Source organism: Geodermatophilus sp. SYSU D01180, from assembly GCF_054050415.1.
Genome location: NZ_JBJGZH010000008.1, coordinates 51069 through 77521, shown reverse-complemented (window position 1 = coordinate 77521; position 26453 = coordinate 51069). Strand labels below are relative to the sequence as shown.

The 26453-nt window shown below is 76.5% G+C and carries 31 protein-coding genes; 14 read left to right on the top strand and 17 right to left on the bottom strand.

All coding sequences use genetic code 11. The annotated features are described in order from the left end of the window. Nucleotides 1–10: 10 nt before the first annotated feature. On the bottom strand, nucleotides 11–2272 hold the full coding sequence (locus tag ACI8AA_RS09735; RefSeq protein WP_457044266.1) for a helicase-associated domain-containing protein: 2262 nt from the start codon (nucleotides 2270–2272) through the stop codon (nucleotides 11–13). Nucleotides 2273–2329: 57 nt separating this feature from the next. Here ACI8AA_RS09735 and ACI8AA_RS09730 point away from each other — a divergent pair, with 57 nt between their 5' ends. From ACI8AA_RS09730 to ACI8AA_RS09720, 3 genes are all read left to right on the top strand, one after another. Next, a complete protein-coding gene (locus ACI8AA_RS09730; protein ID WP_457044265.1) occupies nucleotides 2330–2878 on the top strand; it encodes a hypothetical protein in 549 nt (182 codons plus the stop codon). A 93-nt stretch (nucleotides 2879–2971) separates the two neighbouring features. Beyond that, nucleotides 2972–3199: a hypothetical protein gene (locus ACI8AA_RS09725; protein WP_387988018.1), complete on the top strand. Its 228-nt coding sequence runs from the start codon at nucleotides 2972–2974 to the stop codon at nucleotides 3197–3199. Beyond that, on the top strand, nucleotides 3196–4851 hold the full coding sequence (locus tag ACI8AA_RS09720) for an AMP-binding protein (RefSeq protein WP_457044264.1): 1656 nt from the start codon (nucleotides 3196–3198) through the stop codon (nucleotides 4849–4851). Before ACI8AA_RS09725 ends, ACI8AA_RS09720 begins: the two co-directional genes overlap by 4 nt. An 80-nt stretch (nucleotides 4852–4931) precedes the next feature. Here ACI8AA_RS09720 and ACI8AA_RS09715 read toward each other — a convergent pair whose 3' ends face one another. Together ACI8AA_RS09715 and ACI8AA_RS09710 are read right to left on the bottom strand one after the other, a co-directional pair. Further along, nucleotides 4932–5237 (bottom strand): hypothetical protein, encoded by a 306-nt coding sequence (locus ACI8AA_RS09715; RefSeq protein WP_457044263.1) that lies wholly within the window; start codon nucleotides 5235–5237, stop codon nucleotides 4932–4934. A 42-nt stretch (nucleotides 5238–5279) separates the two neighbouring features. Continuing rightward, nucleotides 5280–6047 carry an endonuclease/exonuclease/phosphatase family protein gene (locus tag ACI8AA_RS09710; RefSeq protein WP_457044262.1) on the bottom strand — a complete coding sequence of 256 codons (768 nt, stop codon included), beginning with the start codon at nucleotides 6045–6047 and terminating at the stop codon, nucleotides 5280–5282. Between the two features lie 71 nt (nucleotides 6048–6118). Here ACI8AA_RS09710 and ACI8AA_RS09705 point away from each other — a divergent pair, with 71 nt between their 5' ends. Continuing rightward, a complete protein-coding gene (locus ACI8AA_RS09705) occupies nucleotides 6119–6688 on the top strand; it encodes a nucleotidyltransferase family protein (RefSeq protein WP_457044261.1) in 570 nt (189 codons plus the stop codon). Here ACI8AA_RS09705 and ACI8AA_RS09700 read toward each other — a convergent pair. Next, nucleotides 6678–6977, bottom strand: a complete 300-nt coding sequence (locus tag ACI8AA_RS09700) for a DUF202 domain-containing protein (RefSeq protein WP_457044260.1) — start codon at nucleotides 6975–6977, stop codon at nucleotides 6678–6680. The two genes, ACI8AA_RS09705 and ACI8AA_RS09700, sit on opposite strands and share 11 nt — an antisense overlap. After that, the gene (locus tag ACI8AA_RS09695; RefSeq protein WP_457044259.1) at nucleotides 6977–7330 is read right to left on the bottom strand and encodes a YidH family protein; all 354 of its coding nucleotides are present in this window, start codon (nucleotides 7328–7330) and stop codon (nucleotides 6977–6979) included. Before ACI8AA_RS09695 ends, ACI8AA_RS09700 begins: the two co-directional genes overlap by 1 nt. A gap of 117 nt (nucleotides 7331–7447) precedes the next feature. Here ACI8AA_RS09695 and ACI8AA_RS09690 point away from each other — a divergent pair, with 117 nt between their 5' ends. Beyond that, on the top strand, nucleotides 7448–7843 hold the full coding sequence (locus tag ACI8AA_RS09690) for a cold-shock protein (RefSeq protein WP_456872889.1): 396 nt from the start codon (nucleotides 7448–7450) through the stop codon (nucleotides 7841–7843). Nucleotides 7844–7846: 3 nt separating this feature from the next. On the opposite strand, the gene ACI8AA_RS09685 is transcribed toward ACI8AA_RS09690, so the two are convergent. Further along, the gene (locus ACI8AA_RS09685) at nucleotides 7847–8344 is read right to left on the bottom strand and encodes a DUF2771 family protein (protein WP_457044258.1); all 498 of its coding nucleotides are present in this window, start codon (nucleotides 8342–8344) and stop codon (nucleotides 7847–7849) included. Next, nucleotides 8341–9960, bottom strand: coding sequence for an MFS transporter (locus tag ACI8AA_RS09680; RefSeq protein WP_457044257.1), 1620 nt, complete (start codon nucleotides 9958–9960; stop codon nucleotides 8341–8343). The genes ACI8AA_RS09685 and ACI8AA_RS09680 overlap by 4 nt, the downstream gene beginning before the upstream one ends. Before the next feature lie 100 nt (nucleotides 9961–10060). Between ACI8AA_RS09680 and ACI8AA_RS09675 the strand changes: the two genes are divergently transcribed. Then, complete coding sequence (locus ACI8AA_RS09675; protein WP_457044256.1) at nucleotides 10061–10849, top strand: DUF3027 domain-containing protein; 789 nt, start codon at nucleotides 10061–10063, stop codon at nucleotides 10847–10849. Between the two features lie 10 nt (nucleotides 10850–10859). Here the strand turns inward: ACI8AA_RS09675 and ACI8AA_RS09670 are convergent, their stop codons facing one another. Further along, nucleotides 10860–11096, bottom strand: coding sequence for a DUF2530 domain-containing protein (locus ACI8AA_RS09670; protein WP_456936803.1), 237 nt, complete (start codon nucleotides 11094–11096; stop codon nucleotides 10860–10862). A 109-nt stretch (nucleotides 11097–11205) separates the two neighbouring features. Here ACI8AA_RS09670 and ACI8AA_RS09665 point away from each other — a divergent pair, with 109 nt between their 5' ends. From ACI8AA_RS09665 to thpR, 5 genes are all read left to right on the top strand, one after another. Then, nucleotides 11206–12747, top strand: a complete 1542-nt coding sequence (locus ACI8AA_RS09665) for an NCS2 family permease (protein WP_457044255.1) — start codon at nucleotides 11206–11208, stop codon at nucleotides 12745–12747. 29 nt (nucleotides 12748–12776) lie between these two features. Further along, nucleotides 12777–13211, top strand: a complete 435-nt coding sequence (locus ACI8AA_RS09660; protein ID WP_457044254.1) for a MarR family winged helix-turn-helix transcriptional regulator — start codon at nucleotides 12777–12779, stop codon at nucleotides 13209–13211. 71 nt (nucleotides 13212–13282) lie between these two features. Continuing rightward, entirely contained in the window at nucleotides 13283–14584 is a 1302-nt protein-coding gene (locus ACI8AA_RS09655) for an MFS transporter (protein WP_457044253.1), read from the top strand. A gap of 35 nt (nucleotides 14585–14619) precedes the next feature. Further along, the gene (locus ACI8AA_RS09650; protein WP_457044252.1) at nucleotides 14620–15018 is read left to right on the top strand and encodes a hypothetical protein; all 399 of its coding nucleotides are present in this window, start codon (nucleotides 14620–14622) and stop codon (nucleotides 15016–15018) included. Then, nucleotides 15015–15590, top strand: a complete 576-nt coding sequence (gene thpR / locus ACI8AA_RS09645) for an RNA 2',3'-cyclic phosphodiesterase (protein WP_457044342.1) — start codon at nucleotides 15015–15017, stop codon at nucleotides 15588–15590. The genes ACI8AA_RS09650 and thpR overlap by 4 nt, the downstream gene beginning before the upstream one ends. Here thpR and ACI8AA_RS09640 read toward each other — a convergent pair. After that, a complete protein-coding gene (locus ACI8AA_RS09640; protein ID WP_457044251.1) occupies nucleotides 15559–16527 on the bottom strand; it encodes an aldo/keto reductase in 969 nt (322 codons plus the stop codon). The genes thpR and ACI8AA_RS09640 overlap by 32 nt on opposite strands. Nucleotides 16528–16555: 28 nt before the next feature. Here ACI8AA_RS09640 and ACI8AA_RS09635 point away from each other — a divergent pair, with 28 nt between their 5' ends. Next, nucleotides 16556–17368: a thioesterase family protein gene (locus ACI8AA_RS09635; RefSeq protein WP_457044250.1), complete on the top strand. Its 813-nt coding sequence runs from the start codon at nucleotides 16556–16558 to the stop codon at nucleotides 17366–17368. Here ACI8AA_RS09635 and ACI8AA_RS09630 read toward each other — a convergent pair. The 5 genes from ACI8AA_RS09630 to ACI8AA_RS09610 form a co-directional block, all read right to left on the bottom strand. Next, a complete protein-coding gene (locus tag ACI8AA_RS09630) occupies nucleotides 17365–17925 on the bottom strand; it encodes a TetR/AcrR family transcriptional regulator (protein ID WP_457044249.1) in 561 nt (186 codons plus the stop codon). The genes ACI8AA_RS09635 and ACI8AA_RS09630 overlap by 4 nt on opposite strands. A 53-nt stretch (nucleotides 17926–17978) precedes the next feature. Then, nucleotides 17979–18755: an ABC transporter permease gene (locus tag ACI8AA_RS09625; protein ID WP_457044248.1), complete on the bottom strand. Its 777-nt coding sequence runs from the start codon at nucleotides 18753–18755 to the stop codon at nucleotides 17979–17981. After that, a complete protein-coding gene (locus ACI8AA_RS09620) occupies nucleotides 18752–19477 on the bottom strand; it encodes an ABC transporter ATP-binding protein (protein WP_457044247.1) in 726 nt (241 codons plus the stop codon). The genes ACI8AA_RS09625 and ACI8AA_RS09620 overlap by 4 nt, the downstream gene beginning before the upstream one ends. 94 nt (nucleotides 19478–19571) lie before the next feature. Then, nucleotides 19572–20603 (bottom strand): hypothetical protein, encoded by a 1032-nt coding sequence (locus tag ACI8AA_RS09615; RefSeq protein WP_457044246.1) that lies wholly within the window; start codon nucleotides 20601–20603, stop codon nucleotides 19572–19574. Continuing rightward, nucleotides 20604–21557, bottom strand: a complete 954-nt coding sequence (locus tag ACI8AA_RS09610) for an NAD(P)/FAD-dependent oxidoreductase (RefSeq protein WP_457044245.1) — start codon at nucleotides 21555–21557, stop codon at nucleotides 20604–20606. It abuts the gene before it with no gap. 50 nt (nucleotides 21558–21607) lie between these two features. Between ACI8AA_RS09610 and ACI8AA_RS09605 the strand changes: the two genes are divergently transcribed. Continuing rightward, a complete protein-coding gene (locus tag ACI8AA_RS09605; protein ID WP_457044244.1) occupies nucleotides 21608–22408 on the top strand; it encodes a TrmH family RNA methyltransferase in 801 nt (266 codons plus the stop codon). On the opposite strand, the gene ACI8AA_RS09600 is transcribed toward ACI8AA_RS09605, so the two are convergent. Then, complete coding sequence (locus ACI8AA_RS09600; protein ID WP_457044243.1) at nucleotides 22405–22878, bottom strand: general stress protein; 474 nt, start codon at nucleotides 22876–22878, stop codon at nucleotides 22405–22407. The genes ACI8AA_RS09605 and ACI8AA_RS09600 overlap by 4 nt on opposite strands. A 92-nt stretch (nucleotides 22879–22970) precedes the next feature. After that, complete coding sequence (gene sepH / locus ACI8AA_RS09595; protein ID WP_457044242.1) at nucleotides 22971–23849, bottom strand: septation protein SepH; 879 nt, start codon at nucleotides 23847–23849, stop codon at nucleotides 22971–22973. A 153-nt stretch (nucleotides 23850–24002) separates the two neighbouring features. On the opposite strand from sepH, the gene ACI8AA_RS09590 reads away from it, so the two are divergent. After that, complete coding sequence (locus ACI8AA_RS09590) at nucleotides 24003–25244, top strand: osmoprotectant NAGGN system M42 family peptidase (protein WP_457044241.1); 1242 nt, start codon at nucleotides 24003–24005, stop codon at nucleotides 25242–25244. Nucleotides 25245–25314: 70 nt separating this feature from the next. Here the strand turns inward: ACI8AA_RS09590 and serC are convergent, their stop codons facing one another. Beyond that, the gene (gene serC / locus ACI8AA_RS09585; RefSeq protein ID WP_457044240.1) at nucleotides 25315–26430 is read right to left on the bottom strand and encodes a phosphoserine transaminase; all 1116 of its coding nucleotides are present in this window, start codon (nucleotides 26428–26430) and stop codon (nucleotides 25315–25317) included. Nucleotides 26431–26453 lie beyond the last annotated feature (23 nt).

Sequence of the window (26453 nt, the reverse complement as noted above, 5' to 3'; positions counted from 1 at the left end):
GTCTGTCAGGTCAACCGCTGCCGGCGGCCGGGGCTTCCTCCTCGACCAGCGCGACCGAGGTGATCCGGTGCACCGCGAAGGTGCGGTTCTCCTGCCGGCGCTCGTCCCACCCCTGGAGGAAACCACCGGCCAGTGACACCGGCTGCACCACGCGCTGGCTGCCGCTGCCCTGGGCGTCGACGTAGCCCAGCCACACCGGGGCGCCGTCGCGGATGGCGCGGGATAGCAGCTCCAGCGTGCCCGCGGTGGTCACCCCGGGGACCTGCCGGATCGGCGCGGTGGGCCGGGCGGCGAGCGCGGCGTCGCCGGCCCGGATCTCCCGGACGGTCGCCTCCGCCTCGGCCGGCGTCAGCGGGCGCCCGGCGGCCGACGGCGGCGGCCCGGGACGGCGGCCGGCGGCGCGGGGCCGGGCCGGCGGGCGGGTCAGCACCGCACCGCCCGGCGACTCGCCGGCCGGCGCGTACCCGGCCTGCCGCAGCACGGTGAGCACCTCGTCGGCGCCCAGCCCGCTGACCAGCACGCCCGGGGCCAGCCGGCGCAGCTCGGCAACCGCGGTCCGCCGGTCGCCGAGCACCTGGGACAGCAGCCCGTGGTCGTCGGAGCGGACGTAGCACTCGATGGCGCCGACCCGCAGCCGGCCGTGCTGGCGCGCGACGTCGTCGACCAGGTACCGCAGCGCCTGCGGCACCGGCGTCCGCGAGGCGCGGGCGAAGAACTCGTGCAGGTCGGTGGCCGACCACCCGGCGTCCAGCGCCCGGCGCACCGAGGACTCCGACACCCGGAACACCGTCGCCCCGCCGGAGGACTCGACGTCGGCGACGACGGCGAGGGTGTCGGCGAGGTCTGACACCAGCGGGCCGGGCGCGACGAGGGTGAGGTCGGGCTGGGCGAGGACGTGGTCGACCGGCTCGGGCAGCAGTCCCTGCACCCCGTCGGCGGCGCCCTCCTCGCCTCGGGTCAGCAGGCCGCGCCCGCCGGTGGACAGCACCCCGCCCACCAGGACGCCAAGCCGCGCGGCCTCGGCGAGCATGTCCGGCACCGGCGCGAGCCGGTCGGCGCGCCGGGGGGTCCGCCAGCGCAGCAGCGCGACGAGGTCGTCGGGCGCCAGCCCGCGGCCGGGCGGGGCGTCCAGCAGCGCGGCCAGCGCGGAGCGGCGGATCGCCGGGGCGGTGTGCCGGACCAGGTCCGGCGACAGCGCGTTGACCGCCTTGCCGGCCATGTCCCGCGACCCGACCAGCGAGGGCAGCCGGGTGCTGTCCAGCCAGCCCGCGACCAGCGCCGCCCACCGGTCGGGCAGCGGCTGCTCGCGCCACAGGTCGTAGCCGCGGGTGGGCAGCCACTCGTCGCGGTGCGGCCCGCCGACATCGAGCAGCCCCGCGGCGAAGGCCAGCTCCAGCAGCCACCCCGCGTCGCCCTCGGACACCGACAGCGCCTTGGCCAGCCGCTTGCGGTCGCGGACGGCGACCCCGCCGCTGCGCAGCAGCCCGGCCGGCTCCTCCTCGAGCACCGCCAGCAGCTCGCCGACCCGCCCGACCGCCTCCAGCGCCGCCCCGGCGGCCTGCCGGTCGACCGCGGCCGGGTCCCGCTCCACGGCGGCCGGCTCCGGGCGCAGCCGTGGCGGGCCGTAGGGGAGCTGCCCGCGCAGCAGCAGGCCGATCTCGCGCGGCAGCTCGACGTTGAGCGCGTCGATGCGGGCCAGCAGCCCGGCCTGCAGCAGCCGCCGGGCGGGGGAGGCGGCGCCGCCGCCGGTCTCGGGCAGGTGCCCGACCGGGCGGTCGCCGGCCAGCCGCTCGAGCACCTCGCGCTCGGCGGGGGCCAGCCCGCCGACGACGGCGGCCAGGTCGACGGGCAGGGTCACCCGCAGCTCCACGGCCCGGCGGCCGAGGCCCGCGGGGTGCCGGACGGCGCGGCGCACCTGGTCGGGGGCATGGAGGACCTCGTCGCCCCACAGCAGCGCCCGGGTGGTCAGCCGCTCGATCGCCGCGTCGACGACGTCCTCGGGCAGCCCGGGCAGCGCCGCGACGACGTCGGCGGCCTCCACGCCGTCGGTGGGGGCGAGCAGCACGACGTCGAGCACCTGCAGGGTGGCGGCGTCGAGGTCGTCGAGGGCGCGGTCCACCGACACGGGCACCGCCAGCCGGCTGGCCAGCGCGACGACGTCGGAGGGCGCGGGCCGGGCCACGTCGGGCCGCGCGGCCAGCAGCGCCCCGAGCTGGGCGTCGCTGCGGGTGCGCAGCCACGCGGCCAGCGTGGCGGGGCGGTCGGCAGGCATCCGGACCACGTTACGTCCGCGCCCGCCCGTGCCGCCCGGACCGCCGGTCCTGCCAGCATGGACGCCGTGCAGCCGGCCGCCGACGATCCGCACACCCGGACCGCCCTGGAGGGCTACCGGGCCGGCGCGCTGCGCTGGCTGGCGGGCGGGCTGATCGCCGTCGTCCTGGCCGTGCTGCTCGGCGCGGTCGCCGTCGCCGTCGCGGAGGACCGCGGCCGCCCCGTGCCGCTGGCCGGGACGGTCGTCGTCGCGCTGGTCGTCGTCGGGCTGGTCGCCGCCGGCGCGGGCCTCGGCGCGCTGGCCCGCGCCCTGCGCTGGCGGCGGGCGCTGGCCGCCGTCCCCTGGCAGCGCGGGCTGCTGCGCATCGCCGGGCCGGCGATCGTCGCCTTCGAGCCCGAGGGCTACGACGAGTGGGACCCCACCCACGAGCCGGTGCGGCTGACGCTGGTGAGCACCTCGGTCTGGCGCACCCGCCAGGTGCAGGGGCTCGACGGCGGCGAGGTGCGGCTCGCGCCGGTCGGCCCGGGGGAGTGGGTGCTCACCGCCGAGGGGCTGCCCACCCTCTACGGCGCCCGGTCCGCCCGCGCTCGCCGCGAACGGGGGTGACGTGGGCGGGGCTGCTGCGGGTAGGACCAGGGGCACGCGAGAATGACGCCGCACGTGCGCCCCCCGGCGGAGCGCACCGGACACGGAGGCGAGATGGCCAAGCGCAACGAGAAGCACGCCCACCTGGTGGAGCCGACCTGGGGCCAGTCGGAGAACGCCGGCCCGCCGGTCACCGAGTTCCTCGGTGAGATGGCCGGCCCGCTGTCGCCGTTCGGCGAGGACCACAGCTTCCCGCTCCCGCCGGACCGCATCCGCTACGCGCACCCCACCGACAAGCCCAACCGGGCCGGGGTGCAGCTGCCCGAGAACCGGCGGCCGTGACCACCCCCGCGCTGCCGTCCTACGCCAGCGGCACCTCGACCGTCCCCCTGCTCGGGGACACGATCGGTGCGGACCTCGACCGGACGGCAGCGCGGGTGGGTGACCACGAGGCGCTCGTCGAGTGCGCCACCGGCCGCCGCTGGACGTACCCGCAGCTGGTCGCCGACATCGACGCCTGCGCCCTCGGCCTCGACGCCCTCGGCGTGCAGAAGGGCGACCGGGTCGGCATCTGGGCGCCCAACTGCGCCGAGTGGGTGTTCGTCCAGTACGGCACCGCCAAGCTCGGCGCGATCCTGGTCAACATCAACCCGGCGTACCGCACGCACGAGCTGGCCTACGTGCTGCGCCAGGCCGGCATCTCCGTGCTGGTCGCCGCGCCGGAGTTCAGGACCAGCGACTACCGGGCCATGGTGGCCGAGGTCCGCGGCGACTGCCCCGACCTGCGCGAGGTCGTCTTCCTCGGCGCCCCCGAGTGGGAGCGGCTGCTGGACACCGGCCGGGCCGCCGACCGCGGGCTGCTCGCCGAGCGCGCCGCCGAGCTCTCGCCGGACGACCCGATCAACATCCAGTACACGTCGGGGACCACCGGCTTCCCCAAGGGCGCCACGCTGTCCCACCACAACCTGCTCAACAACGGGTTCTTCGTGGGCGAGGGCTGCGGCTACACCGAGGCCGACCGGATCTGCATCCCGGTGCCCTACTACCACTGCTTCGGCATGGGCATGGGCAACCTCGGGGCCACCAGTCACGGCGCCACGATGGTCATCCCCGCGCCCGCCTTCGACCCGGCGGCCACGCTGCGGGCGGTGCAGGACGAGCGGTGCACGTCGCTGTACGGCGTCCCGACGATGTTCATCGCCGAGCTGGCGCTGCCGGACTTCGGCACCTACGACCTCTCCAGCCTGCGCACCGGGATCATGGCCGGCTCGCCGTGCCCGGTGGAGGTGATGAAGCGGGTGGTCGCCGAGATGGGCATGACCGAGGTGACCATCTGCTACGGCATGACCGAGACCTCACCGGTCTCCACCCAGACCGGCGCCGACGACGACCTCGACCGCCGCACCTCGACCGTCGGCCGGGTGCACCCGCACCTGGAGGTCAAGGTCGTCGACCCCGAGAGCGGCATCACCGTGCCCCGCGGGACGCCGGGGGAGTTCTGCACCCGCGGCTACTCGGTGATGCTCGGCTACTGGGACGAGCCGGAGAAGACCGCCGAGGTGATCGACGCGGCCCGCTGGATGCACACCGGCGACCTCGCCGTCATGGACGACGCCGGCTACCTGAACATCGTCGGCCGGATCAAGGACATGGTCATCCGCGGCGGGGAGAACGTGTACCCGCGCGAGGTGGAGGAGTTCCTCTACACCCACCCCGACGTCGTCGACGCGCAGGTGATCGGCGTCCCCGACGAGCGGTACGGCGAGGAGCTCATGGCCTGGGTGCGGCTGCGCGAGGGGGCCGAGCCGCTCACGCCGGAGGCGCTGCGCGAGTTCTGCGCCGGGAAGCTGGCGCACTACAAGGTGCCCCGCTACGTCAAGGTCGTCGAGGGCTTCCCGATGACGGTGACCGGCAAGGTCCGCAAGGTCGAGATGCGCGAGGTCTCGGTGCAGGAGCTGGGCCTGGAGGCCGCCGCCGCCGTGAGGAACGCCTAGACGAAGGACCCCGTCCTCCCCACCCTTCGCAGGCTCAGGGTGGGACCCGGGACGGGGCCACCCGCCGATCGAACGGGGTCCTACGGTGCGAGCTTCACCAGCAGCTTGGACACCAGGTTGCCGACGACGACCCAGACCAGCGCGGCGATCGCGGCGTTGACCGTCTCGCCGATCCGCGGGTCCGACGGCCGGAACAGGTCGACGGTGAACCAGCCCAGGTTCTCGCGGACGTCCGCGGCGGCCGACACCAGCGTGTTCGCGGGGTTCGCCTCGAAGAAGGTGAACACCGCGTGGACCACGATCACCACCGCCACCAGCGAGGCGACCAGGCGCACCGCCGAGGCGACCAGGGTGAACGCGCGGGTGCCGACGGAGGACGCAGCCATGGGCTGATCGTGACACCCGTCGCTGTCACGACGCCAACCGCCTCACCCGACCGCGCACGGCACCGCCAGCGCCCGGTGGTCCGACAGGGGCAGCCGCACCACCTCGGCCGGACCGGTGGCGGTCACCGGCCCGCGGGCCAGCACGTGGTCCAGCTGCCGGACCGGGACGTCGGCGGGGAAGGTCAGCCCCGCGGCCAGCGGCCGCAGCCCGCTGACCCGGGCGGCCTTGGGCGGCTCCATGTTGAGGTCGCCGAGGACCACCAGCGGCTCGCGCGTCCCCCGCAGCGACCGCACCAGCCGGCGCAGCTGGACGGTGTTCCAGTACGGCACGAACGACAGGTGCGTGCAGGTGACGGTGAACTGCCCGGTCGGGCCGTCGATGACGGCGGCGACGGCGACCCGCGGCTCCTCGCTGACCAGCTGCGGCGCCCGCGCGCCGCGGAACCACACCGGCACCCGCCCGGGCAGCGTCGGCAGCCGCACCACCCGCCAGGACACCACCGGATACCGCGACAGCAGCGCGACGCCGTAGCTGGCCGCGCCCGGCTGCTCGTCGCCGGTGGCGGCCATCCACGTCCCGCCGGGCGTCCCCGACAGCGCGGCCACGAACTGGTGGTCGACCGCGCCCATCGCCTCGGCGGCCACCGCGGTGAGGTCGGCGTTCATCGAGCGGGGCTGGTCGCGGTCGACCTCCTGCAGCGCCAGGACGTCGGCGTCCAGCGTCTTCACCCCCGCGGCCAGCCGGTCGACGTCGACCCGGTCGTCCTCGGGTGAGCGCCCGTGCAGGATGTTGAACGTCGCGATGCGCACGGGGTCTCCCGTGCCCCGGCGGGCGGTGCTCAACCGTGCGTGACCGGCCGGACGCCGGGTAGACGCACCCCGTGCTGCCCTCCGACCGCGACGAGATCCGTGACCTCCTCAAGCGCACCGCCGTGGCCCTCAAGGAGGGCGGCGTGCCCTTCGCCCTCTGCGGCGGCTACGCCGCGTTCGTGCGGGGCGCCCCCGAGCCCGACCACGACGCCGACTTCCTCGTGCCCGCGGCCGAGGCCGAGCGGGCGGTCAAGGTGCTCGCCGACGCCGGCCTGCAGGTGGAGGACCCGGCCGAGGACTGGCTGACCAAGGTCGTGCAGGGCAACTCGTTCGTCGACGTGCTCTGGCGCACCTGCGGCAAGCCGGTGGAGACCGACCTCATCGAGCGTGCCGAGGACGTCTCGGTCCTCTCGGTGCACATGCCGGTCCTCGCGGCCACCGACATCCTGGTCACCAAGATCATGACGCTCGACGAGCACTACTGCGACTTCTCCCGGCTGCTGCCGGTGGCCCGGGCGCTGCGCGAGCAGGTCGACTGGCCCGCCGTCCGGCGGGAGGTCGCCGACAACGACTTCGCCGTCGTCTTCCTCGACCTGCTCGGCCGGCTCGGCGTCGTCGAGCCCGGGGTGGTCAGCGGCTGAGCAGGGTCGCGGCGGCCGCCAGCGCCGTCGCGACGACGGCGGCGGTGGCCAGCTCGACCGCGGCCGGCGCCGACGCCGGGTCCCGGGCGAGCGCGCGGGCCCGCCGCCGCGCGAGGACGCCGAGGACGCCCAGCCCGGTCGCCGCCACCGCGGCCGCGAGGACCAGGGGCAGCACCCGCGCGTCGAGCACGGCGTGCGAGCCGAGAACCGCGGCGACGCCGAGCAGGCCGAGCCCGGTGCGCTGCCAGGCGAGGACCGTGCGCTGCGGCTGGGTCTCCGGCGCGGTCATCAGGCGACCTCGACGACCAGCAGCACCGCCACCAGCAGCACCACCGCCGAGACCAGCGCGACCAGCGCCGGGACCTCGGGGCCGGCGCGCAGCGGGGCGTCGGTGGCGATCGCCCGCTCGTTGCGCCGCCACCGCCGGTAGCCGGCCAGCGCGGTGCCGAGGCCGGTCCCCACGAGCGCCAGGCCGACCGCGCCGCCGCCCCAGGAGGCCCCGAGCCGCGGCACGTACGCCGCCACCGCCACCCCGCCGGCGACCAGCGCCAGCCCGGTGCGCAGCCAGGCCAGCAGGGTGCGCTCGTTGGCGAGGGTGAACCGGTAGTCCGGGTGGGCCGGCGGGCCGTCGGGCGCTGGCACGCGGCCAATCTAGGTGCGCCGGACCGCTAACCTGGGAGGCGAGCGGTGCGTCCCGCGCCGCCGTCCGCCGGCCCCGCGCCGGGACACCCGCGAGCAGAAGCGACCCGAGGGATCAACGTGCCCACCGGCAGAGTCAAGTGGTTCAACCCCGAGAAGGGCTTCGGCTTCCTCTCGCGCGAGGACGGGCCCGACGTCTTCGTGCACAAGGACGCCCTGCCCGCGGGCACCGCCGAGCTCAAGCCGGGTCAGCGGGTGGAGTTCGGCATCGTCGCCGGCCGCCGGGGCGACCAGGCGCTGCAGGTGCGGGTCCTCGACCCGCTGCCCTCGGTGGCGGCCAAGGTGGCCGAGTCCCGGCGGAAGAAGCCCGACGAGCTGGTCCCGATCATCGAGGACCTCATCAAGCTGCTCGACGACGTCTCGAACTCCCTGCGCCGCGGCCGGCACCCCGACCGCGCCGAGTCGCGCAAGGTCGCGGCGGTGCTGCGGGCGGTCGCCGGGGACCTCGAGGCCTGAGCCTCAGCCGGCCGGCGTCGGGGTGGGTGTGGTGCCCACCTCGCCGCCGGCCCGCAGGAACCCGACCGGCCACGAGCCGGTGAGCAGGCAGTCGTCGTGCTGGTCCTCGACGACGACGAGGTAGTACGCCGGTGGGACGACGTCGGAGCTGTTGATCCCGTCGAACGTCGTCGTGCCCGCGTCGACGTCGACCTCGCCGAGCCGCTCCTCGAGGCGCTCGTCGAAGACCTGCACGCTCCACCCGTTCGCGGCGACGTCCTCGGGCACGGTCAGCTCGATCGGGGTGTCGGGGGAGACCTCGACCACCGGCGGCGTGACGTCGTAGCGCTGCCCCTCGCCCTCCCCGCAGTACTGCGTGGGCGGGGCGGTGACCTCCTGCGGGCCGGCGGTGACCGTGATGTCCGGCGGGGTGTCCGACGAGGCCGGACCGCCGCAGCCGGCCAGCACGACGGGGAGCGCGCCGGCCAGCAGGGCTGCGGCGGCGCGGGTGGGGGTCCTCACGGGCGGGGTGCCTCCGGCACGGTCGGGACGTCGGGCGCGGCGGGGACGGCGCCCGGGACGGTGGGGGCGGTCGGGTCGACCGGCGCCCACCGGCGGCGGCGCGGCGTCCACAGCACCAGCCCGACGGCGAGCACGAGCAGCGCGGCGGCGACGGTGAAGCCGAGCCAGCCGATCGGCGGCAGCGCGATGCCGAGCGCGCCGCCGAAGACCCAGGCCAGCTGCAGGACGGTCTCCGAGCGGGCGAACGCCGAGGCGCGCAGGCTCTCGGGCACCTCGCGCTGGATGATCGCGTCGAGGGCGACCTTGCCCAGGGCGTTGGCGACCGCCGCGACCCCGGCGACGGCGGCCGCGGTGGCCAGGCCGAAGAACACCGCGGCGAGCACGGTGACCGCGGCGGCGACGCCGGCGGACCACACGACCACCCGGTCGGGGTCGGCGTGGTGCAGCCGGGACCCGATGCCGGTGCCGAGCACGCTGCCCGCCCCCGCGGCGCCGGCGATGGCGCCCAGCGCGAGGCTGGCCTCCCAGCCGCCGGAGACGGTGGCCTGCACGAGGAACGCGGAGAAGATCGTCAGGAAGCCGCCGAGGCCGCGCAGCGCCGCGTTGGCCCGCAGGGCGAGCACCACGTGCGGGTTGACCGGCCGGCGCCGGCGGCCGGCGACCGGCACGGGACCGGTGCTGAGCACGTCGGCCGGCTGCTCGCCGACGGGGACGTCGACGTGCCGGGGCAGCCGGACGGCGAGCACCCCGGTGACGGCGAACACCGCGGCGGTCGCCCACAGCAGCGGCTCGAAGCCGAAGGCCCAGGCCAGACCCGCCCCGACGGCGCCGAAGACGCCGGCGGTGACCAGGCCGAACACCGACAGCCGGGCGTTGGCCGAGGTGAGCGACATGGCGCCGGGCAGCACCCGCGGGACGACGGCGGCGCGCAGCACGTTGTGCGCCTTGGACAGCACCAGGACGCCGAGCGCCGCCGGGTAGAGCAGCCAGTCGGTCTGGTGCGCGGCCATGACCAGCGCCAGCGCCGCCCGCCCCAGCGAGGCCGCGCCCAGCGCCCAGCGGCGGCCGCGCTGCAGCCGGTCCAGCAACGGGCCGATGACCGGGGCGACCACCGCGAACGGCGCCATCGTGACCAGCAGGTACAGCGCGACGTTGCCGCGCTGCGCGTCGGCGGCCGCGGCGAAGAACAGGGTGCCGGCCAGCGAGACGGCCACCATCGCGTCCCCGGCCATGTGCAGGGCGTTGACCCACAGCAGCTGGGTGAGGCCGCTCTCGGCGGCGCCGTCGGCGCGGCTGGCGGCGCGCACCCGGGCGACGGCCGCGCCGGTGAGCTCGCGGGTGCGGGCGACGGCGACCCGGGTGACGGTCACCCGCGGCTGCGCCTGCGGCGGCTGCTCCCCCGGGGGTGGTGCCGGGGGGAGCGCCTGCGGCGGCGGGCCGTACACGGGGTCCGTGGGCGGGCCGTACCCGGGCGGGGGTACCCCGGCGGCCTGCGGCTGCGTCCCCGGGCGGGGCAGGTCCAGCGGGGTGGTGTCCAGGCGGTCGGGCGGGACCGGGTCCGGCCGCGACCGGCGCAGCGGGCCCCGGCGGGACCCGGGCGGACGCGACGACGGCACGCCCCCATGGTGCCGCACCCGCCTGGCAGTCCGGGGTGGGCGTGATCACGCGGGTCCCCGCGTGCACGTCGTCGGCGCCCCCGTCTGGGAACATGGGCCCGTGACCCCGGATCCCGCCCCCAGCGACGTGCTGACCGGCGCGGTCGACCTCGCCCGCGCCGCGGCCGAGGAGACCGCCGGCGACCCCGCGGTGGTCGGCGAGCACCTGGGCGCCACCCCGGAGCAGCCCGGGGACGCCGCGGCCGCCGTCCTCGGCGAGGTGGTCACCCACTCGTTCGCCAGCCGGCTGCCCGGCTACGCCGGCTGGCACTGGGCGGTCACCCTCGCGCACGTCCCGGGCGACGACGCGGCCACCGTCGACGAGGTCGTGCTCCTGCCCGGCGACGCCGCGCTGCTGGCGCCGGCCTGGGTGCCCTGGCACGAGCGGCTGCGCCCGGGCGACCTGTCGGTGGGCGACGTCCTGCCGGCCACCGAGGACGACCCGCGGCTGGTGCCCTCCTACACGACCGAGGACGACGCCGCGGCCGACCCCGAGGCGCAGGCGCTGGCGAGCGAGATCGGCCTGGGCCGGGAGCGGGTGATGTCCCGCGAGGGGCGCAGCGCCGCCGCCGCCCGCTGGCTGGCCGGGGACTTCGGCCCGCGCGCGCCCATGGCCCGCCAGGCCCCCGGCCCGTGCGGCACCTGCGGCTTCTTCCTCCCGCTGGCCGGGTCGCTGCGGACCCTGCTCGGCGCCTGCGGCAACGAGTACGCGCCCGCCGACGGCCGGGTGGTCGCCGTCGACTACGGCTGCGGCGCGCACAGCCAGGCCACCCTCGCCGCCGGGGAGCCGGCCGAGGTCGTGACGTCGGCCCGCTACGACACCGCGGAGTTCGACGTCCTCACCGACTAGCGGCCCCGCCTCAGCGGCGGGGCCCGAGCTGGCCCTGCCGGCGCATGACCGCCAGGCCCACCCCGGCCAGCGCGATCCCGGCCACGCAGGTCCACGTCCACACGCGGTCCACCCGGTCGCCGAGGAGCAGCAGGACGACGAGGGCGAGCGCCCACAGCGCCGTCAGGGCGAGGACGACGCGGGCGGTGTCGACGCGCAGCGGGGGAGGGGCCGGCTTCAGGGGGCCGGGTGCAGCGGGGCGGGACACACCGCCGACACTAGGCGGCGTCCCCCGGAGACCGGCGGGGAGGCGCGCGTGCGGTGTGGCACGCTGTCGCGGCTCACCGCCCGGCAGCCGCATGTCCGCAGGAGCCCGCATGCCCGAGAAGTCCCGTCCCGCCCGCGGCGCCCGCGCAGCCCGCACCGCCGCCCCCACGGGGGACACGCCGGCCGACGTCGCGGTGGAGGCGTCCCGGCCGCGCCGCAGCGCCGGCCCGCAGGTCCGGCCGCGCAACGGGCTGGACCGGTACTTCGGGATCAGCGCCCGGCGCAGCACGGTCGGCCGCGAGGTCCGCGGCGGGCTGACCACCTTCTTCACGATGGCCTACATCGTGGTGCTGAACCCGATCATCCTGTCCGGCGTCGACGTCACGGGCGCCTCGCTGCCCTTCGGCGCCGTCGCCGCGGTCACCGCGCTGGTCGCCGGCGCGCTCACCGTGCTCATGGGCGTCGTCGGGCGCTACCCGTTCGCGCTGGCCACCGGCCTCGGCATCAACGCGATCGTCGCGGTCTTCGCCGCCACCCAGCTGGCCTGGCCGGAGGTCATGGGCCTGGTCGTGCTCGAGGGCCTGCTGATCACCGTCCTCGTGCTCACCGGCTTCCGCCGGGCGGTGTTCGAGGCGATCCCGCCGCAGCTGAAGACGGCGATCGCGGTCGGCATCGGCTTCTTCCTCACGATCATCGGCCTGGCCGACGCCGGGGTGATCCGCCCCGGCTCGCCGCTGATCAGCTTCGGCGTGGGCGGCCAGCTCGCCGGGTGGCCGCTGCTGGTGTTCGTCGTCGGGCTGCTGCTCACCGCCGTCCTGGTGGTGCGCAAGGTCCGCGGCGCGCTGCTGATCGGCATCGTGGTCTCGACCGTGCTGGCGATCGTGGTCGAGGCGATCGCGGGGATCGGGCCGCGCGTCGGTCCCGACGGCCAGGAGCTCGACGCGCGCGGCTGGGCGCTGCAGGTCCCCACCCTCCCCGACCAGGTGGTGAGCGCCCCCGACCTGTCGATCGTCGGGCAGTTCTCGCTGTTCGGCGGGTTCGAGCGGATCGGCGTCGTCGCCGCGCTGCTCATCGTCTTCTCGATCATGATCGCCGACTTCTTCGACACCGTCGGCACGGTCACCGCCGTCGGCGCCGAGGGCGACCTGCTCGACGAGGACCGCAACCTGCCCGGCTCCCAGCCGGTCCTGCTGGTCGACTCGGTGGCCGCGGCGGCCGGTGGCGCGGCGAGCGTCTCGTCGAACACGACCTACATCGAGAGCGCCTCGGGCGTGGCCGACGGCGCCCGCACCGGACTGGCCAGCGTCGTCACCGGCGTGCTGTTCCTGCTGGCGATGTTCTTCACCCCGCTGGTGCAGGTCGTCCCCTCGGAGGCCGCGGCCCCGGCGCTGGTGATCGTCGGTGCGCTGATGATCAGCCAGATCCGCACGCTCACCTGGGACGACATGTCCCTGGTCATCCCGGCCTTCCTCACCATCGCGCTCATGCCGTTCACCTACTCGATCACCAACGGCATCGGCGCCGGCGTCGTCAGCTACGTCCTGCTGCGGACGGCGGTGGGCCGCCGCCGCGAGGTGCACCCGCTGATGTGGGTGATCGCGCTGGCGTTCGTCGTCTACTTCGCGCTGGAGCCGCTCCAGCAACTGTTCTGAGCGGCGCTAACGACCGGTAGGCTGGGGTCGTGACCCGGTCGACGCTGGACACCGCAGCGCTGGCCCACGACCTCCGCCTGGCGGTGATGCGCTTCTCCCGCCGGCTGCGCAACCAGCGGGTCGACACCTCGGTCACGCTCACCCACCTCGCCGCGCTGTCCACGCTCCAGCGGCACGGCGCGATGAGCCCGGGAGAGCTGGCCGCGCACGAGCGAGTGCAGCCGCCGTCGATGACCCGCGTCGTCGTCGCTCTCGAGGGCATGGGCCTGGTCACCCGCACGCCGCACCCGACCGACGGCCGGCAGGTGGTCATCGACCTGACCCCGGCCGCCGGGACGCTGCTGGCCGAGGAGGCCCGGGCCCGGGAGGCGTGGCTGTCGGGCCAGTTGCAGCGGCTCACCCCGCAGCAGCGGGCGACCCTGCGCGAGGCCGCGGAGATCATGGAGGAGCTCGCCGGTGGGTGACGTCCACGCCTGCTGACCCCCGTCCGGGGGGACCGGCCACCAGCGGGCGCAGCCCGTTCCGGTCCCTCCGCGTGCACAACTTCCGGCTCTACGCGTCGGCGAACCTCGTCAGCCTGACCGGCACGTGGATGCAGCGCATCGGCCAGGACTGGCTGGTGCTGCAGCTGTCCGGCGACAGCGGGGTGGCGCTGGGTCTGATCACCGCCCTGCAGTTCGGCCCGACGCTGCTGCTGAGCATGTACGGCGGCGTGCTGGCCGACCGCTACGACAAGCGCCGCGTCCTCGTCGCCACCCAGGCGCTCATGGGCCTGCTGGCGCTCGGCCTCGGCGCGCTCGTGGCCACCGGCGCCGTCGCGCTGTGGCACGTGTTCCTGCTGGCCGGCGCGCTGGGCTGCGTGTCGGCGATCGACGCCCCGGTGCGCCAGGCGTTCGTCTCGGAGATGGTGGGCGGCGACCTGCTCGCCAACGCGGTCGGGCTCAACTCGACGATCTTCAACGGCGCCCGGCTGGTCGGCCCGTCGCTGGCCGGCCTGCTCATCGCCGCCTCGGGCGGCGACACCGCGCCCGCGTTCCTCGTCAACGCCGCCAGCTTCGTGTTCACCATCGGCGCGCTGCTGCTCATGCGGGCCGGCGAGCTGCGCCGCAGCGAGCCGGTCGTGCGCGCCCGCGGGCAGCTGCGGGCCGGGCTGGCCTACACCTGGTCGCGCCCGGACCTGCGGCTGGCGATGGTGCTGGCCTTCGTCATCGGCACCTTCGGGTTCAACTTCCAGGTCACCATCGCGCTCATGGCCCGCGAGGTGTTCGACCTCGGCGCCGAGGCGTTCGGCCTGCTCTCGACGACGTTCGCCGTCGGCTCGCTGACCGGCGCGTTCCTGTCCACCCGCCGCAGCGCCCGCCCGCGGCAGCGGTTCCTGGTCACCTCGGCCGTCGTCTTCGGGCTGCTCACCGTGGCCTGCGGGCTCGTGCCGGGCTTCTGGTCGTTCGCCGTGCTGCTCGTGCCCACCGGCGCGGCCGCCCTCGTGTTCAGCGTGGCCAACAACAGCTTCGTGCAGCTGGGCGCCGACCCGCAGGTGCGCGGGCGGGTGATGGCCCTCTACTTCACGTGCTTCATGGGCGGCACGCCGCTGGGCGCCCCGCTGATCGGCTGGGCCTCCGAGCACCTCGGCGCGCCGTGGGGACTGATCCTCGGCGGGCTGGTCGTCGTCGCGGCCGGCGCCGTCGCGGGGCTGTGGCTGGCCCGGGGGCGGCGGGTCCGGCTGGAGGCGCACGTGCTCCCGCCGCGGCTGCAGCTGCACGTGGGGGCGCGGGCCGTCCCCTCGCTGGCTCCCGCGGACGCCGGGGGAGGCCGGACGCCGTCGCACGACGTACCGTGACACACGTCACGACCCGCGTCGTCCGTGGAGGCGACATGCCCGCTGCGCTGCTGCAACTCGGATCGATCGTCGCGGGCGTGGTCGGGTCGGTCGCGCTCGCCGGCTGGATCGCCAGGGTGGTCTTCGGGTCGGCGCAGGTGCCGGCGCCGCTCCGCCGTCGGAGCCCGGCGCCGGCGGAGCCGCCGCACCGGCCGCTCGAGGTCGTCGCCGCCGACCTGCGCCGGGTGTCCCGCCAGGTCGCCCGGGTCCCGGCCGGGGTGCCCATGGCCCGGCGCCGCGGGATCCTCGCCGCCTACGACGACCTGCTCGCCGAGGCCGCGGAACTCCTCGAGGTCCCGACCACGCTGCTCGGCACGCCCCCGGGCGCTGCGCGGGACGCCGAGCGGCTGCGGGTGGAGACCGCGCTGGCCGGGGCCGGCCTGGTGGTGCGCTGAGCGCGCCGGCGCCGCTGCGGCTGTTCGTCGCGGTGGCACCGCCCGCTCCGGCCCGGGACTCCCTCGCGGCGGCCGTCGCGCCGCTGCGCGAGGCCCCCGGCGCACCGCGCTGGGGTGACCCCGCCCGCTGGCACCTCACGCTGCTGTTCCTCGGCGCCGTCCCGCCGGCGCTGCTGGACCCGCTCTCCGCCGCGGTCGGGTCCGCGGTCGCCGGCACGCCGCCGGCGGCGTTGCGGCTGTCCGGCGCCGGCCGGTTCGGGTCCGCCCGGCGGCCGCAGGTGTTCTGGGCGGGGCTGGACGGCGACGTCGCCGTCGTGACCGCCCTGGCCGGGCGGCTGGCCCGCGCCGCCCGCGGGCTGGGCCTGCCGGTCGAGGACCGGCCGTTCCGCCCGCACCTCACCCTCGGCCGCTGGCACCCCCGCCGCCCCGCCGACGGCGACCTGCCCGCCCGGCTGGCCGGCTACCGCGGGCCGGAGTGGCCCCTGGCGGAGGTGACCCTGGTGCGCAGCACCGCGGGCCGGCACGAGACGCTCGGCACCTTCACCACGCGTACTCCATCGGAGCGGGCCTGAAGCCGGGGAAGACCTCGTCGAGGCGGTCGAGCTGGGCCTGCTCCAGCCGCACGTCGAGCGCGGCCAGCGACCCGGTGAACTGCTCCGTCGTGCGCGGACCGACGATCGGCGCGGTGACGCCGTCCCGGTGCAGCAGCCAGGCCAGCGCGACGTCGGCCGGGGCCAGCCCCCACTCGCGGCAGGCGTCCTCGTAGGCCTGCAGGGCCGGGCGGTGCCGCTCGATGCGCCGCTGCTGGCGGTCCTCCGTGCGGCGGGTGCCCTCCGGCTGCCCGAGCGCGCCGGCGAGCAGGCCGCCGGCCAGCGGGCTCCACGGGATGACGCCGACGCCGAGGTGCCGCGCCGCCGGGAGCACCTCGAGCTCCACGTGCCGGGTGAGCAGGTTGTAGTGCGACTGCTCGCTGACCAGCCCGAGGAAGTGCCGGCGGGCGGCGGCCTCGTTGGCCGCGACCAGCTGCCAGGCGGCGTGGTTGGACGACCCGACGTAGAGCACCTTGCCCTGGGCGACGAGCGTCTCGCAGGCCTGCCAGATCTCGTCCCACGGCGTCTCGAGGTCGACGTGGTGGAACTGGTAGAGGTCGATCCAGTCGGTCCGCATCCGGCGCAGCGACTCGTCGGCCGACCGCACCAGGTTCCGCGCGGACAGGAACGTGTCGTTGGGCCACTCGCTCATCGAGCCGTAGACCTTGGTGGCCAGCACCGTCCGCTCGCGGCGGCCGCCGCCCTGCGCGAACCAGGTGCCGAGCACCTCCTCGGTGCGGCCCTTGCCGGCGTCGAAGCCGTAGACGTTGGCCGTGTCGAAGAAGTTGACGCCCTCGTCGTGCGCCCGGTCCATGATCGCGTGGGCGTCGGCCTCCTCGGTCTTCCAGCCGAAGTTCATCGTGCCCAGGCACAGCCGCGAGACCGACAGACCGCTGCGCCCGAGGTGCGTGTACTCCACGGGGGACCACCCTGGCACCCTGTCCGGCGTGCCGCAGACCGACACCGCGCAGTCCGCCTTCGACCGGGCCACCGCCGTCACCCGCACCGAGGGCGGGGGCGTCCGGGCCGAGCTGGACCCGGGCTGGGACGTCGGCAACGGCGTCCTCAACGGCGGCTACCTGCTGGCCGTCGTGGCGCGGGCGGCGCTGCTGGACAGCCCGCACCCGCACCCGGTCGCGCTGTCGGCGAGCTACCTGCGGGCCACCCCGGGCGGGCCGGCCGACCTCGCGGTCGCCGCCGGGCCGGCCGGGCGCACGCTCGCACACTCCACGGTGCTGCTCGCCGGCGCGGCCGGGCCCTCGCTCGCCGTCCAGGTGACGACGGCGACGCTGGGCACCGGCGCCGCCGACTACACGGTCAACCCGGCGCCCGAGCTCCCCGCGCCCGACGAGTGCGTGGCCACCCGCACCACCGAGGGCGGCCCCGCCGTGGGGCTGGCCCGGCAGCTGGACACCCGGCTGGACCCGGCGACGGCGGGCTGGGTCGTCGGCCGGCCCTCGGACCGCCGGCTGCTGCGCGCCTGGATCCGGCTGGCCGACGGCCGCGAGCCCGACCCGCTGGCGCTGCTGCTGTTCGCCGACGCGCTGCCGCCCACCGCGTTCGCCGTCGGGAAGCCCGGCTGGGCGCCCACCGTGCAGCTGCAGGTGCTGGTGCGCGCGCTCCCGGCGCCGGGCTGGTGCGTCCTCGAGTCCCGGTCCACCGAGGTCACCGGCGGCTGGTCGGACGAGGAGTGCCGGATCTGGGACTCCACCGGGCGGCTGGTCGCGCAGGCCCGGCAGCTGGCCCGGGTGGCGCGCTAGTCCCGCCGGCCGGGGAGGGCGACCTCGCCGGTGAGGTAGCGCTGGACGGTCGGGCCGACGGCCGCGGCCAGGTCCTCCGGGGCGGCCGAGGCCAGCGGCTCCAGCCGGAGCACGTAGCGGGTCATCACCAGGCCGATCACCTGGGAGGCGACCAGGGCGCCGCGGGTGTCGCGCTCGGCCACCGGCATGTCCATGGAGCCGATGACCCGGCGGATGACCTTCGCCAGCACGAACTCGCGCAGCAGCCGCGCCGACCACTCGTGGTTCACCGCCGAGCGGACCAGCGCGAGGATCCCCGGGCGGGCGGGGCCGTCCCACACCCGCAGCACCATGCGGACCACCGCCTCGCCGCGGGCGTCCACCGGGACGGCCAGCACCTCCGGCAGGAAGTCCTCGGGGTCGGCCGGGGCCTCGACGGCGGCGAGGAACAGCGCGTCCTTGGTGCCGAAGTAGTGGTGCACCAGTGCGGGGTCGACGCCCGCGGCCGCGGCGATGGCCCGGATCGAGGCGCCGTCGTACCCGCGCTCGGCGAAGGCGGTGCGGGCCGCAGCCAGCACCGCCTCCCGGGTGTCGGGGTTGCCGGGGCGCCGTCCGGGGCGCCGTGCTGCCGTCAGCTGGTCCTCCTCCGCAGGGTCGCCGCCGCCAGGGCGAGGGCGAGCACGGCCGCGCCGGCCACGATGCCGACGTCCCGCCACATCGTCCCCGTCTCGGCCGCCGACCGCCCGACCTCCTGCAGCGCCTCCACCGCGTAGGTCAGCGGCAGCACGTCGCTGATCGCCTGCAGCCAGCCGGCCATCTGCTCGCGGGCCACCAGCAGCCCGCAGAGGAAGAACTGCGGCAGCACGATCACCGGCATGAACTGCACGGCCTGGAACTCGCTGCGGGCGAAGGCGCTGGCCAGCAGGCCGAGGGCCACCCCCAGGACGGCGTTGGCGACGGCGATGAGCACCACCAACCAGGGCGACCCGGCGATGTCGAGGTCGTAGAGCGTGGTGGCCACCGTGACCGTGACCAGCGCCTGCACCGCGGCGGCCAGGCCGAACGCGGCGCCGTAGCCGAGCAGCAGGTCCAGCCGGGACAGCGGGGTGGTGAGCAGCCGCTCGAGCGTGCCCGAGGTCCGCTCCCGCAGCATCGCGATGCTGGTGACCAGGAACATCACCACGAACGGGAAGACGCCGAGCATGGTCAGCCCGACCCGGTCGAAGACGCTCGGCTGACCGGGCAGCGCGGGCACGTCCCGCCAGAGCAGGTACAGCAGCCCGAGCAGCAGGCTGGGCAGCAGCACCATCATCGCGATGGTGCGGTGGTCGTGCCGCAGCTGCCGCAGCACCCGGGCGGTGATCGCGCCGGTGAGCCGGGGGCTCAGGACGGCGGTCGGGGCGCTCACGCCGCCACCTCCTGCTGCTGCGCCCGCACGAGGCGGAGGAAGGACTCCTCGAGGTCGTCGGTGCCGGAGTCGGCGCGCAGCCGCGCGGGCGTGGAGTCGGCCAGCAGCCGGCCCTCCCGGAGCAGCAGCAGCCGGTCGCAGCGCCCGGCCTCGTCCATGACGTGGCTGGAGACGACGAGGGTGGTGCCGGCCGCGGCGAGGGCGTGGAACCGGTCCCACAGCTCCACGCGCAGCACCGGGTCCAGGCCGACGGTCGGCTCGTCGAGGACCAGCAGCTCCGGCTCGCCCACCAGCGCGCAGGCCAGCGACGCCCGGCCGCGCTGGCCGCCGGAGAGGTCGCCGACCAGCTGCCCGGCGGCGTCGGTCAGGCCGACGGCGGCCAGCGCGTCGTCGGCCGCCCGGGCGCCGCGGCCGTACAGGGCGGCGAAGTGGCGGGCGTTCTCCCGCACGGTCAGGTCGGCGTAGACGCTCGGCGCCTGGGTGACGTACCCGACCCGCCGGCGCAGGCCGGGGGAGCCGGCGGGCTCGCCGAGCACGGTCACCGAGCCCGAGCGGACCCTCTGGACGCCGACCAGCGCGCGCATGAGCGTCGTCTTCCCGCTGCCGCTGGGTCCCAGCAGCCCGGTGACCCGCCCGGCGGGGACCGCGCACGACAGGTCGTGCAGCACCCGGCGGCGCCCGCGGTCGACGACGAGGTCGGTGACGGTGACGGCGTCGGTCATGTCGGCCTCCCGAGTGGCGAGAACTCAACGCCTGATGAACTCAACGCTAGATGAGTTCGTCAGGCGGCGTCAACGGCCCGGCGCGCGGGAGGGGTCAGGGGCGGCGGGCGGCGGCGTCGACCAGCGCGATGAGCAGCAGCGGGACGGCGCACCACAGCCCCAGCACCCACACGGCGCGGGCCACGCCGTCCCCGTCGAGGTAGGCCAGGCCGCGCAGCGCCCGCACCGCCACGCCGGGCGGCAGGACGGACGCCAGCGGCTCGAGCCAGCCGGGCAGGTACTCGGCGGGGAAGCTGCCGGTGCTGGTCGCGGCGCCGACGGTCAGCAGCACCGCGGTGGCGACGAAGGTGCCAGCGCCGCCGAGCAGGCGCAGGGCCAGCGCGGCCGCGCAGCCGCACGCCAGGGCCAGCAGGCCGACGAGCCCGGCCACCGGCCAGGACCCGGCGGGCAGGGCGGCGAAGACCGGGCCGGCCAGCAGCGCGCCGGCCAGCCCCGCCACGGCGGCGAAGAGGACGGCGCTGAGCAGCCGCAGCCCCAGCCCTTGCCGCGGGGCGACCTGGTAGCTGGTGATGCCGAACAGGAAGCCCCCGAGCACCACGCCGAACGCGAGGTGGTCGATCGCCCGGCCCCGCTGGTCGCCGGCCGCCGGCGGCGCGAGGTCGGTGACCGCGGGCGGGGCCCCGGCCCGCGCGGACACCGCCGGGACGAGGACCTCGGTCAGGTCCTGCGTCACCGCCCGGCCGTGCGCCCCGGCCACCAGCAGGGCCGGGCCCGGCGGCCCCAGCACCAGGGCCGCGTACACGTCACCGGAGGTCACCGCCCGCTCGGCGGCCCCGGGACCGGGCAGGCCGATGAACCGGACGGCGCCCGGCCGCGCCTCGGCCACCGCCTGCCGGACGGCGTCCACCTCGGCGGCCGGGCCGGCGATGCCCACGGGCAGGTCGTGCGGTGCAGCGGTGGGGAAGGCGGCCAGGTAGACCGCGACCAGCAGGGTGCCGATGGCGACGGCCACCGCGGCCGGCAGGACGATGCCGCGCAGGCCGGCCCGCGCCGGGGACCCGTCCGAGCGCTCCTCCTCGGCCGCCTGGTCGGCCGGGCCCGGGGGAGGGGCGAGGCCCGCGGGCACTCAGCGCCCGCCCAGCGCGGCGCCGAGCAGGTGCCCGCTGGTCCAGGCGCTCTCCACCTTCGACGGCGCCCGCCACCCGTCGCCGCAGACGCCGACGCCCTCGGCCAGCCCGAACGGCTCCTCGCGGGGCGCGGCCGGCTTGGCGAACGTCCAGCGGTGCACGTGCGTCCAGGCCGGCGGGGCGTCGATGCCGAGCGCGCGGCACACGGCGGCGGTGACCCCCGGCGCCGCCCGGCCGGGGTCGTCGAGGTGCGCGGCGGCGGTGCCCGGCGTCGTGTGCGCCACCAGCACCGGGGCGCCGTCGCCGCGCCGGTCGCCGTCGTCGGCGACCCACTCGACCACCGGGTCGTCGTGCACGAAGGCGCCGTGCAGGTCGGCCGGCCACCGGCGCCCGTCCCAGCCCAGCGCCACGGCCAGCGTCGGCTGCCAGGGGTGGGCGCCCTCCTCGCCGAGCAGGCGGGCGGCCAGGTCCGGCGGCAGCAGGCGGCGGGCCTGCGGGTCGGGCAGCGCCAGGACGGCGGCGGGCACCTCCGCGCCGTCGACGCGGGCGCCGGGCTCCACCCGCTCCACCGCGGACTCCTGGACGACGTCGAGGCCGGCGGCTAGGTCGGCGACCAGCGAGCGCAGCCCGCCGGGCGCGGCGTAGCGGACCGGGCCGCTGCTGCTGTCGCGGATCCCGTCGGGCCCGGCGACGGCGAAGGTGTCGGTCCACGGCCGGGCCAGCCCGCGGGCCACCCAGTCCTCGACCACGGCGGCGAACGGCGTCCCGGCCCGCGCGGTCAGGTAGGAGGCGCCGAGGTCGGTGACCCGGCCGGCCAGCGTCCGGGACGCCATGCGGCCCCCGGGACGGCGGCCGCGGTCGCGGACCTGCACCGGCACGCCCGCGTCCGCGAGCGCGCGGGCGCAGGCCACGCCGGCGATCCCGGCTCCGACGACGACGGTTCCGTTGGGCACCACTGGATCCTGCGGGCAGGCGGCGCGGACCGCTCGGGGAGGATCGGGGCGTGAGCGCGCTGATCACCGACGTCGCCGACGAGCGGGTGGCCGACTTCCGCGACCTGCACGCCGGCGACCGGCCGGCCGGGCGGGTGCGGGGGACCGGCCCGGTGATCGTCGAGGGCGTCCCGGCGGTGCAGCGGCTGCTGGCCTCGCCGTACCGGGTGCGGGCGGTGCTCGGCGTGCCCGGGCGGCTGGCCGAGCTGGGCCTGCCCGCGGGCGTGCCGGCCTACGAGATGGACAAGTGGGCGCTGTCGGAGCTGATCGGCTTCCGGCTGACCCGCGGCGTCCTGGCCTCGGCCGACCGCCGCCCGCCGGCCGACGTCGGCGCGCTGCTGGCCGGGCCGGACCCGGCGGCGCCGCGGCGGCTGGCGGTGCTCGAGGCGCTCAACGACGCCGAGAACCTCGGCTCGATCGCCCGCTCGGCCGTGGCCCTCGGCGTCGACGGGCTGCTGCTGGACCCGCGCTGCGCCGACCCGCTCTACCGGCGCGCGGTGCGGGTCTCGATGGGGCACGTGCTGGCGCTGCCGTTCGCCGTCCTGCCCGACTGGCCGGCCGGGCTCGAGCGGCTGCACGCGGCCGGCTACCTCACCGTCGCGCTCACCCCCGCCGCGGACGCGGTGGACCTGGGGGAGGTGGACCCGCGGGCGCACCCGCGCACCGCGGTGCTGCTCGGGGCGGAGGGGCCCGGGCTCACCCCGGAGGCGCAGGCGGCCGCCCGGGTGCGCGCCCGGATCCCCATGCGCGCCGGGGTCGACTCCCTCGGCGTCGCCGCCGCGGCCGCCGTCGCGTTCGCGACGCTGCGCTAGCTCCGCAGCGACCAGCGGGCCAGGATGGCGCGGGCCTCCTCGGCGCGGGAGGGGTCGCACATGACGTCGTACCGGCTCGCGGTGACCTGCGAGACGCTGGTGAAGTCGCGCTGGCCGCGGGTGGCCGCGTAACCCATGGCACCGAACAGGGCGCCGAACGCGAGGCCGATGAGCAGGCCGGTCAGCACCGAGCTGATCCAGCTGGTGCCGTCGGGGGCGAAGATGCCCAGAAGCAGGCCGACGAACAGACCCCACCAGGCGCCGCCCGCGGCACCCGCGCCGATCGCGCGGCCCCAGGTGAGCCGCCCGGTCACCCGCTCCACCATCCGCAGGTCCGACCCGATGATCGTCACGTTCTCGACGGGGAACCTCTCGTCGGAGAGGTGGTCCACCGCGGCCTGCGCCGCCTGGTAGCTGTCGTACGACCCGACCTGGACTCCGCCCAGGGGCATCGACACGGACATCGACATGGTGCGCTCCACTCCCGCAGTCGTTCGGTTGTGGACGACGTACCCGAGGCCCCCCGGACGGACACGTCGGTCCGGAGCGGCGAGCGTACTGCTCAGCGGTTGCGGCGGACCCCGAAGACGATGTCCTCCCAGGCGGGCACCCGGGCGCGCGGGTCCTCGTCCTCGCCGTCGGACTCGCCGGTGCGCAGGACGACGGTGTCGTGCTCGGAGACGTCCTCGTCCTCGGCGGGGTCGGTGCGCCGCTCGCCCGGGCCGGTGCGCGGCTCGTCGGCCGGCGGGACGGGCCGCTCGGTGGTGGGCCGCTCGGCGGCCGGCCGCTCGGGGGCGGCGGCGCTGCGGTGCACGGGCAGCGCCGGCCGCTCGGCGGGCACCCCGGGGACCACGCGGACCAGCCGGGTGCCCTCCGCGAAGTCGCGGGTGGCGGCGTCCAGGGGGCTGACCGCGCGGCCGGCGAGGTCGTAGGCCCACTGCGTGGTGCCCTCCTTGGTCCCGGCGCGCCAGGCGGCGGTGACCACCCAGGTGCCGTCCTCGGAGCGGGCGGCGTCCCAGCGGACGGCGTCGAGGTCGGCGCCGAGCAGCCGCAGCCGCTCGGCCATGAACTGCTGCAGCGGCTCGCCGGAGGTGCCCTCCGACAGCCGGACCCGGGCCTGCCGGGCCTGCTCGGCCATGCGGGCGCGCTCCTGCAGCACCGTGTGCGCGAAGCGCATGATCCGCTCCACCCGGGTGCCCGAGGCGGCCGCGACCTGCTCGGGGGTCTCGCCGGCGCGGATGCGGGACTGGATCACCCGCGGCGACAGGCCGCCGTCGGACTCCATCTGGCCCAGCCGGCGGGTGTCCCCGCGGGCCGCGGCGCGCACCCGGTCGTCGATCGGCAGCTCGAAGCGCTCGCCCTCGTCGCCGTCCCCGCCGTCGAGGGCGAGGACCAGGCTGCGGCCGTCGTCGGACAGGCCCACGAGACGCAGCGAGCGCACGGGACCTCCTCGGGCGGACGGCGGGACGACGGGGACCCCTCGTCACAGGGGACCACGCGCGAGGCTATCCGCGGCAGCCGGGTCCGTGCCGGACGTGCTCCGGCGTGGCGGGCCGCGGGGGCGTCCGCCGGGACCGCCTTAGACTCGACCTCCATGCTGACCGGTCCCCGGGACGACGCCGGCCTCGTCCGCGACGACGGCGAGCTCAACCCCCGTTTCCTGCCGAGTCCGGTCGACGCGGGACAGAAGCGCCTGCCCATCGACATGGACTACGTCCAGCGCGTGCTGCTGGAGATGCTCGACATCCCGAGCCCTTCCGGGCGCACCGACCACGTGATGCAGCTCATCGGCGGTGAGCTGCGCGCCCTGGGCATGGACTTCGAGGTCACCCGCCGCGGCGCGCTGCTGGCCGAGCTGCCCAGCGCCTCGCCCGGCGCCGACCGGACCGTGGTGGTGCACGCCGACACGATCGGCTGCATGGTCAGCGGGCTCAAGGACAACGGCCGGCTGGCGATCGTGCCGGTGGGCACGCACAGCGCCCGCTTCGCCGAGGGCGCGCGGGTGATCATCTTCTCCGACGACGTGTCCGGCGACTACCGGCACACCGGGACGATCCTGCCCAACAAGGCCAGCGGGCACCGCTTCGGCGACGAGGTCGACGAGCAGGGCGTGGGCTGGGACCACGTCGAGGTCCGGGTCGACGAGGTGGTGCACAGCCGCGCCGACCTCGAGCGCCTGGGCATCCAGGTCGGCGACTTCGTGGCCATCGACCCGCAGCCGGTGATCACCTCCAGCGGCTTCGTCAACAGCCGCCACCTCGACGACAAGGCCGGCATCGCCGCCGCGCTGGGCGCGTTCAAGGCGATCATCGACTCCGGCATCCAGGTGCCGGTGACCGCGCACCTGCTGGTCACCATCGCCGAGGAGGTCGGCCTGGGGGCCAGCCACGGCCTGGACGCCGACGTCGCCGAGCTCGTCTCCATCGACACCTCGGTGGTCGCGCCCGGGCAGGCGTCGTCCGAGCAGTGCGTGAACATCGCGATGCAGGACTCGACCGGGCCGTTCGACTACCACCTGACCCGGCACCTGATCGACCTGTGCCGGGTGCACGAGGTGCCGCACCGCCGCGACGTCTACAAGTACTACCGCTCCGACGCCGCCTCGGCGCTGGAGGCCGGCGCCAACACCCGCGCCGCGCTCATCGGGTTCGGCATCGACGGCAGCCACGGCAACGAGCGCACCCACCTCGAGGGCATCCGCAGCACCGCCGAGCTGATCGCGCTCTACCTGCAGACGGACCTGACCTTCCGCAGCTGGGACCGCCGCCCGTCCGGCGACCTGCGGGACTTCCCGAGCACCGCCGTCCAGCCGGCCGACGGCGAGCAGGCCCGCTGAGTGAGGACCCCCCTGCCCCCCACCGCTCGCACGCTCGCGGCGGGCCCCTGCAGGGGGGCGGAAAGCACCGCTACAAGCGCTCGACGACGAAGTCGATGCAGGCGGTCAGCGCGCTGACGTCGTCGGGGTCGACGGCGGGGAACATGCCGACCCGCAGCTGGTTGCGGCCGAGCTTGCGGTAGGGCTCGACGTCGACGACGCCGTTGGCCCGCAGCACCCTCGCGACCTCGGCGGCGTCGACGGACGGGTCGAAGTCCACCGTGCCGACGACGAGGCTGCGCTGCTCCGGGTCGGCGACGAACGGCGTCGTGTAGGGCGTCTTCTCCGCCCACCCGTAGAGCCGGCTCGAGGACTCCCGGCTGCGGGCGACGGCGCCGGAGAGCCCGCCGAGGCCGAGCATCCAGCGGACCTGGTCGGCGAGCAGGAACAGCGTCGCGACGGCGGGGGTGTTGTAGGTCTGGTCCTTGGTGGAGTTGTCCACGGCGATCGACAGGTCCAGGAACCCGGGGATCCACCGCCCCGACGCCTTGACCTCCGCCACCCGCTCCAGCGCCGCCGGGCTCATCAGCGCGATCCAGAGCCCGCCGTCGGAGGCGAAGGACTTCTGCGGCGCGAAGTAGTAGGCGTCGGCCTCGGCGACGTCGACCGGGAGCCCGCCGGCGCCGCTGGTGGCGTCGACCAGCACGAGCGCGTCGTCGTCGGCGCCGTGCGGGCGCACCACCGGCGCCATGACCCCGGTCGAGGTCTCGTTGTGCGCCCACGCGTAGGCGTCGACGCCCTCCTGTGCCGCCGGCAGCGCCAGCGTGCCCGGCTCCCCGCGCGTGACGACCGGCTCCTCGAGGAACGGCGCCTCGGCGACCGCGGAGGCGAACTTCGCGGAGAACTCGCCGTAGGTGCCGTGGGCGCTGCGCCGCCGGACCAGCCCGAGCGCGGCGGCGTCCCAGAAGGCCGTGGAGCCCCCGTTGCCCAGCACGACCTCGTACCCGTCGGGCAGGTCGAACAGCTGGGCCAGCCCCTCGCGGACCTGCCGGACCAGGCCCTTGACCGGGGCCTGGCGGTGCGAGGTGCCCATGAGCGCCGCGCCGTCGGTGGCCAGCGCCCGCAGCGCCTCCGGGCGGACCTTCGACGGGCCGCAGCCGAACCGCCCGTCGGCGGGCAGCAGGTCGGCGGGGATGGTGGTGCTCATGCCGGTGGGTGCTCCTCGACGGG

Bases quoted from the DNA above. Each gene is read 5' to 3' on its own strand.
- ACI8AA_RS09735 (WP_457044266.1), bottom strand. From the start codon at position 2,272: ATGCCTGCCGACCGCCCCGCCACGCTGGCCGCGTGGCTGCGCACCCGC.
- ACI8AA_RS09700 (WP_457044260.1), bottom strand. From the start codon at position 6,977: ATGACCGCGCCGGAGACCCAGCCGCAGCGCACGGTCCTCGCCTGGCAG.
- ACI8AA_RS09715 (WP_457044263.1), bottom strand. From the start codon at position 5,237: ATGGCTGCGTCCTCCGTCGGCACCCGCGCGTTCACCCTGGTCGCCTCG.
- ACI8AA_RS09725 (WP_387988018.1), top strand. From the start codon at position 2,972: ATGGCCAAGCGCAACGAGAAGCACGCCCACCTGGTGGAGCCGACCTGG.
- ACI8AA_RS09665 (WP_457044255.1), top strand. From the start codon at position 11,206: ATGCCCGAGAAGTCCCGTCCCGCCCGCGGCGCCCGCGCAGCCCGCACC.
- serC (WP_457044240.1), bottom strand. From the start codon at position 26,430: ATGAGCACCACCATCCCCGCCGACCTGCTGCCCGCCGACGGGCGGTTC.
- ACI8AA_RS09600 (WP_457044243.1), bottom strand. From the start codon at position 22,878: ATGTCGATGTCCGTGTCGATGCCCCTGGGCGGAGTCCAGGTCGGGTCG.
- ACI8AA_RS09730 (WP_457044265.1), top strand. From the start codon at position 2,330: ATGGACGCCGTGCAGCCGGCCGCCGACGATCCGCACACCCGGACCGCC.
- ACI8AA_RS09650 (WP_457044252.1), top strand. From the start codon at position 14,620: ATGCCCGCTGCGCTGCTGCAACTCGGATCGATCGTCGCGGGCGTGGTC.
- ACI8AA_RS09620 (WP_457044247.1), bottom strand. From the start codon at position 19,477: ATGACCGACGCCGTCACCGTCACCGACCTCGTCGTCGACCGCGGGCGC.
- ACI8AA_RS09590 (WP_457044241.1), top strand. From the start codon at position 24,003: ATGCTGACCGGTCCCCGGGACGACGCCGGCCTCGTCCGCGACGACGGC.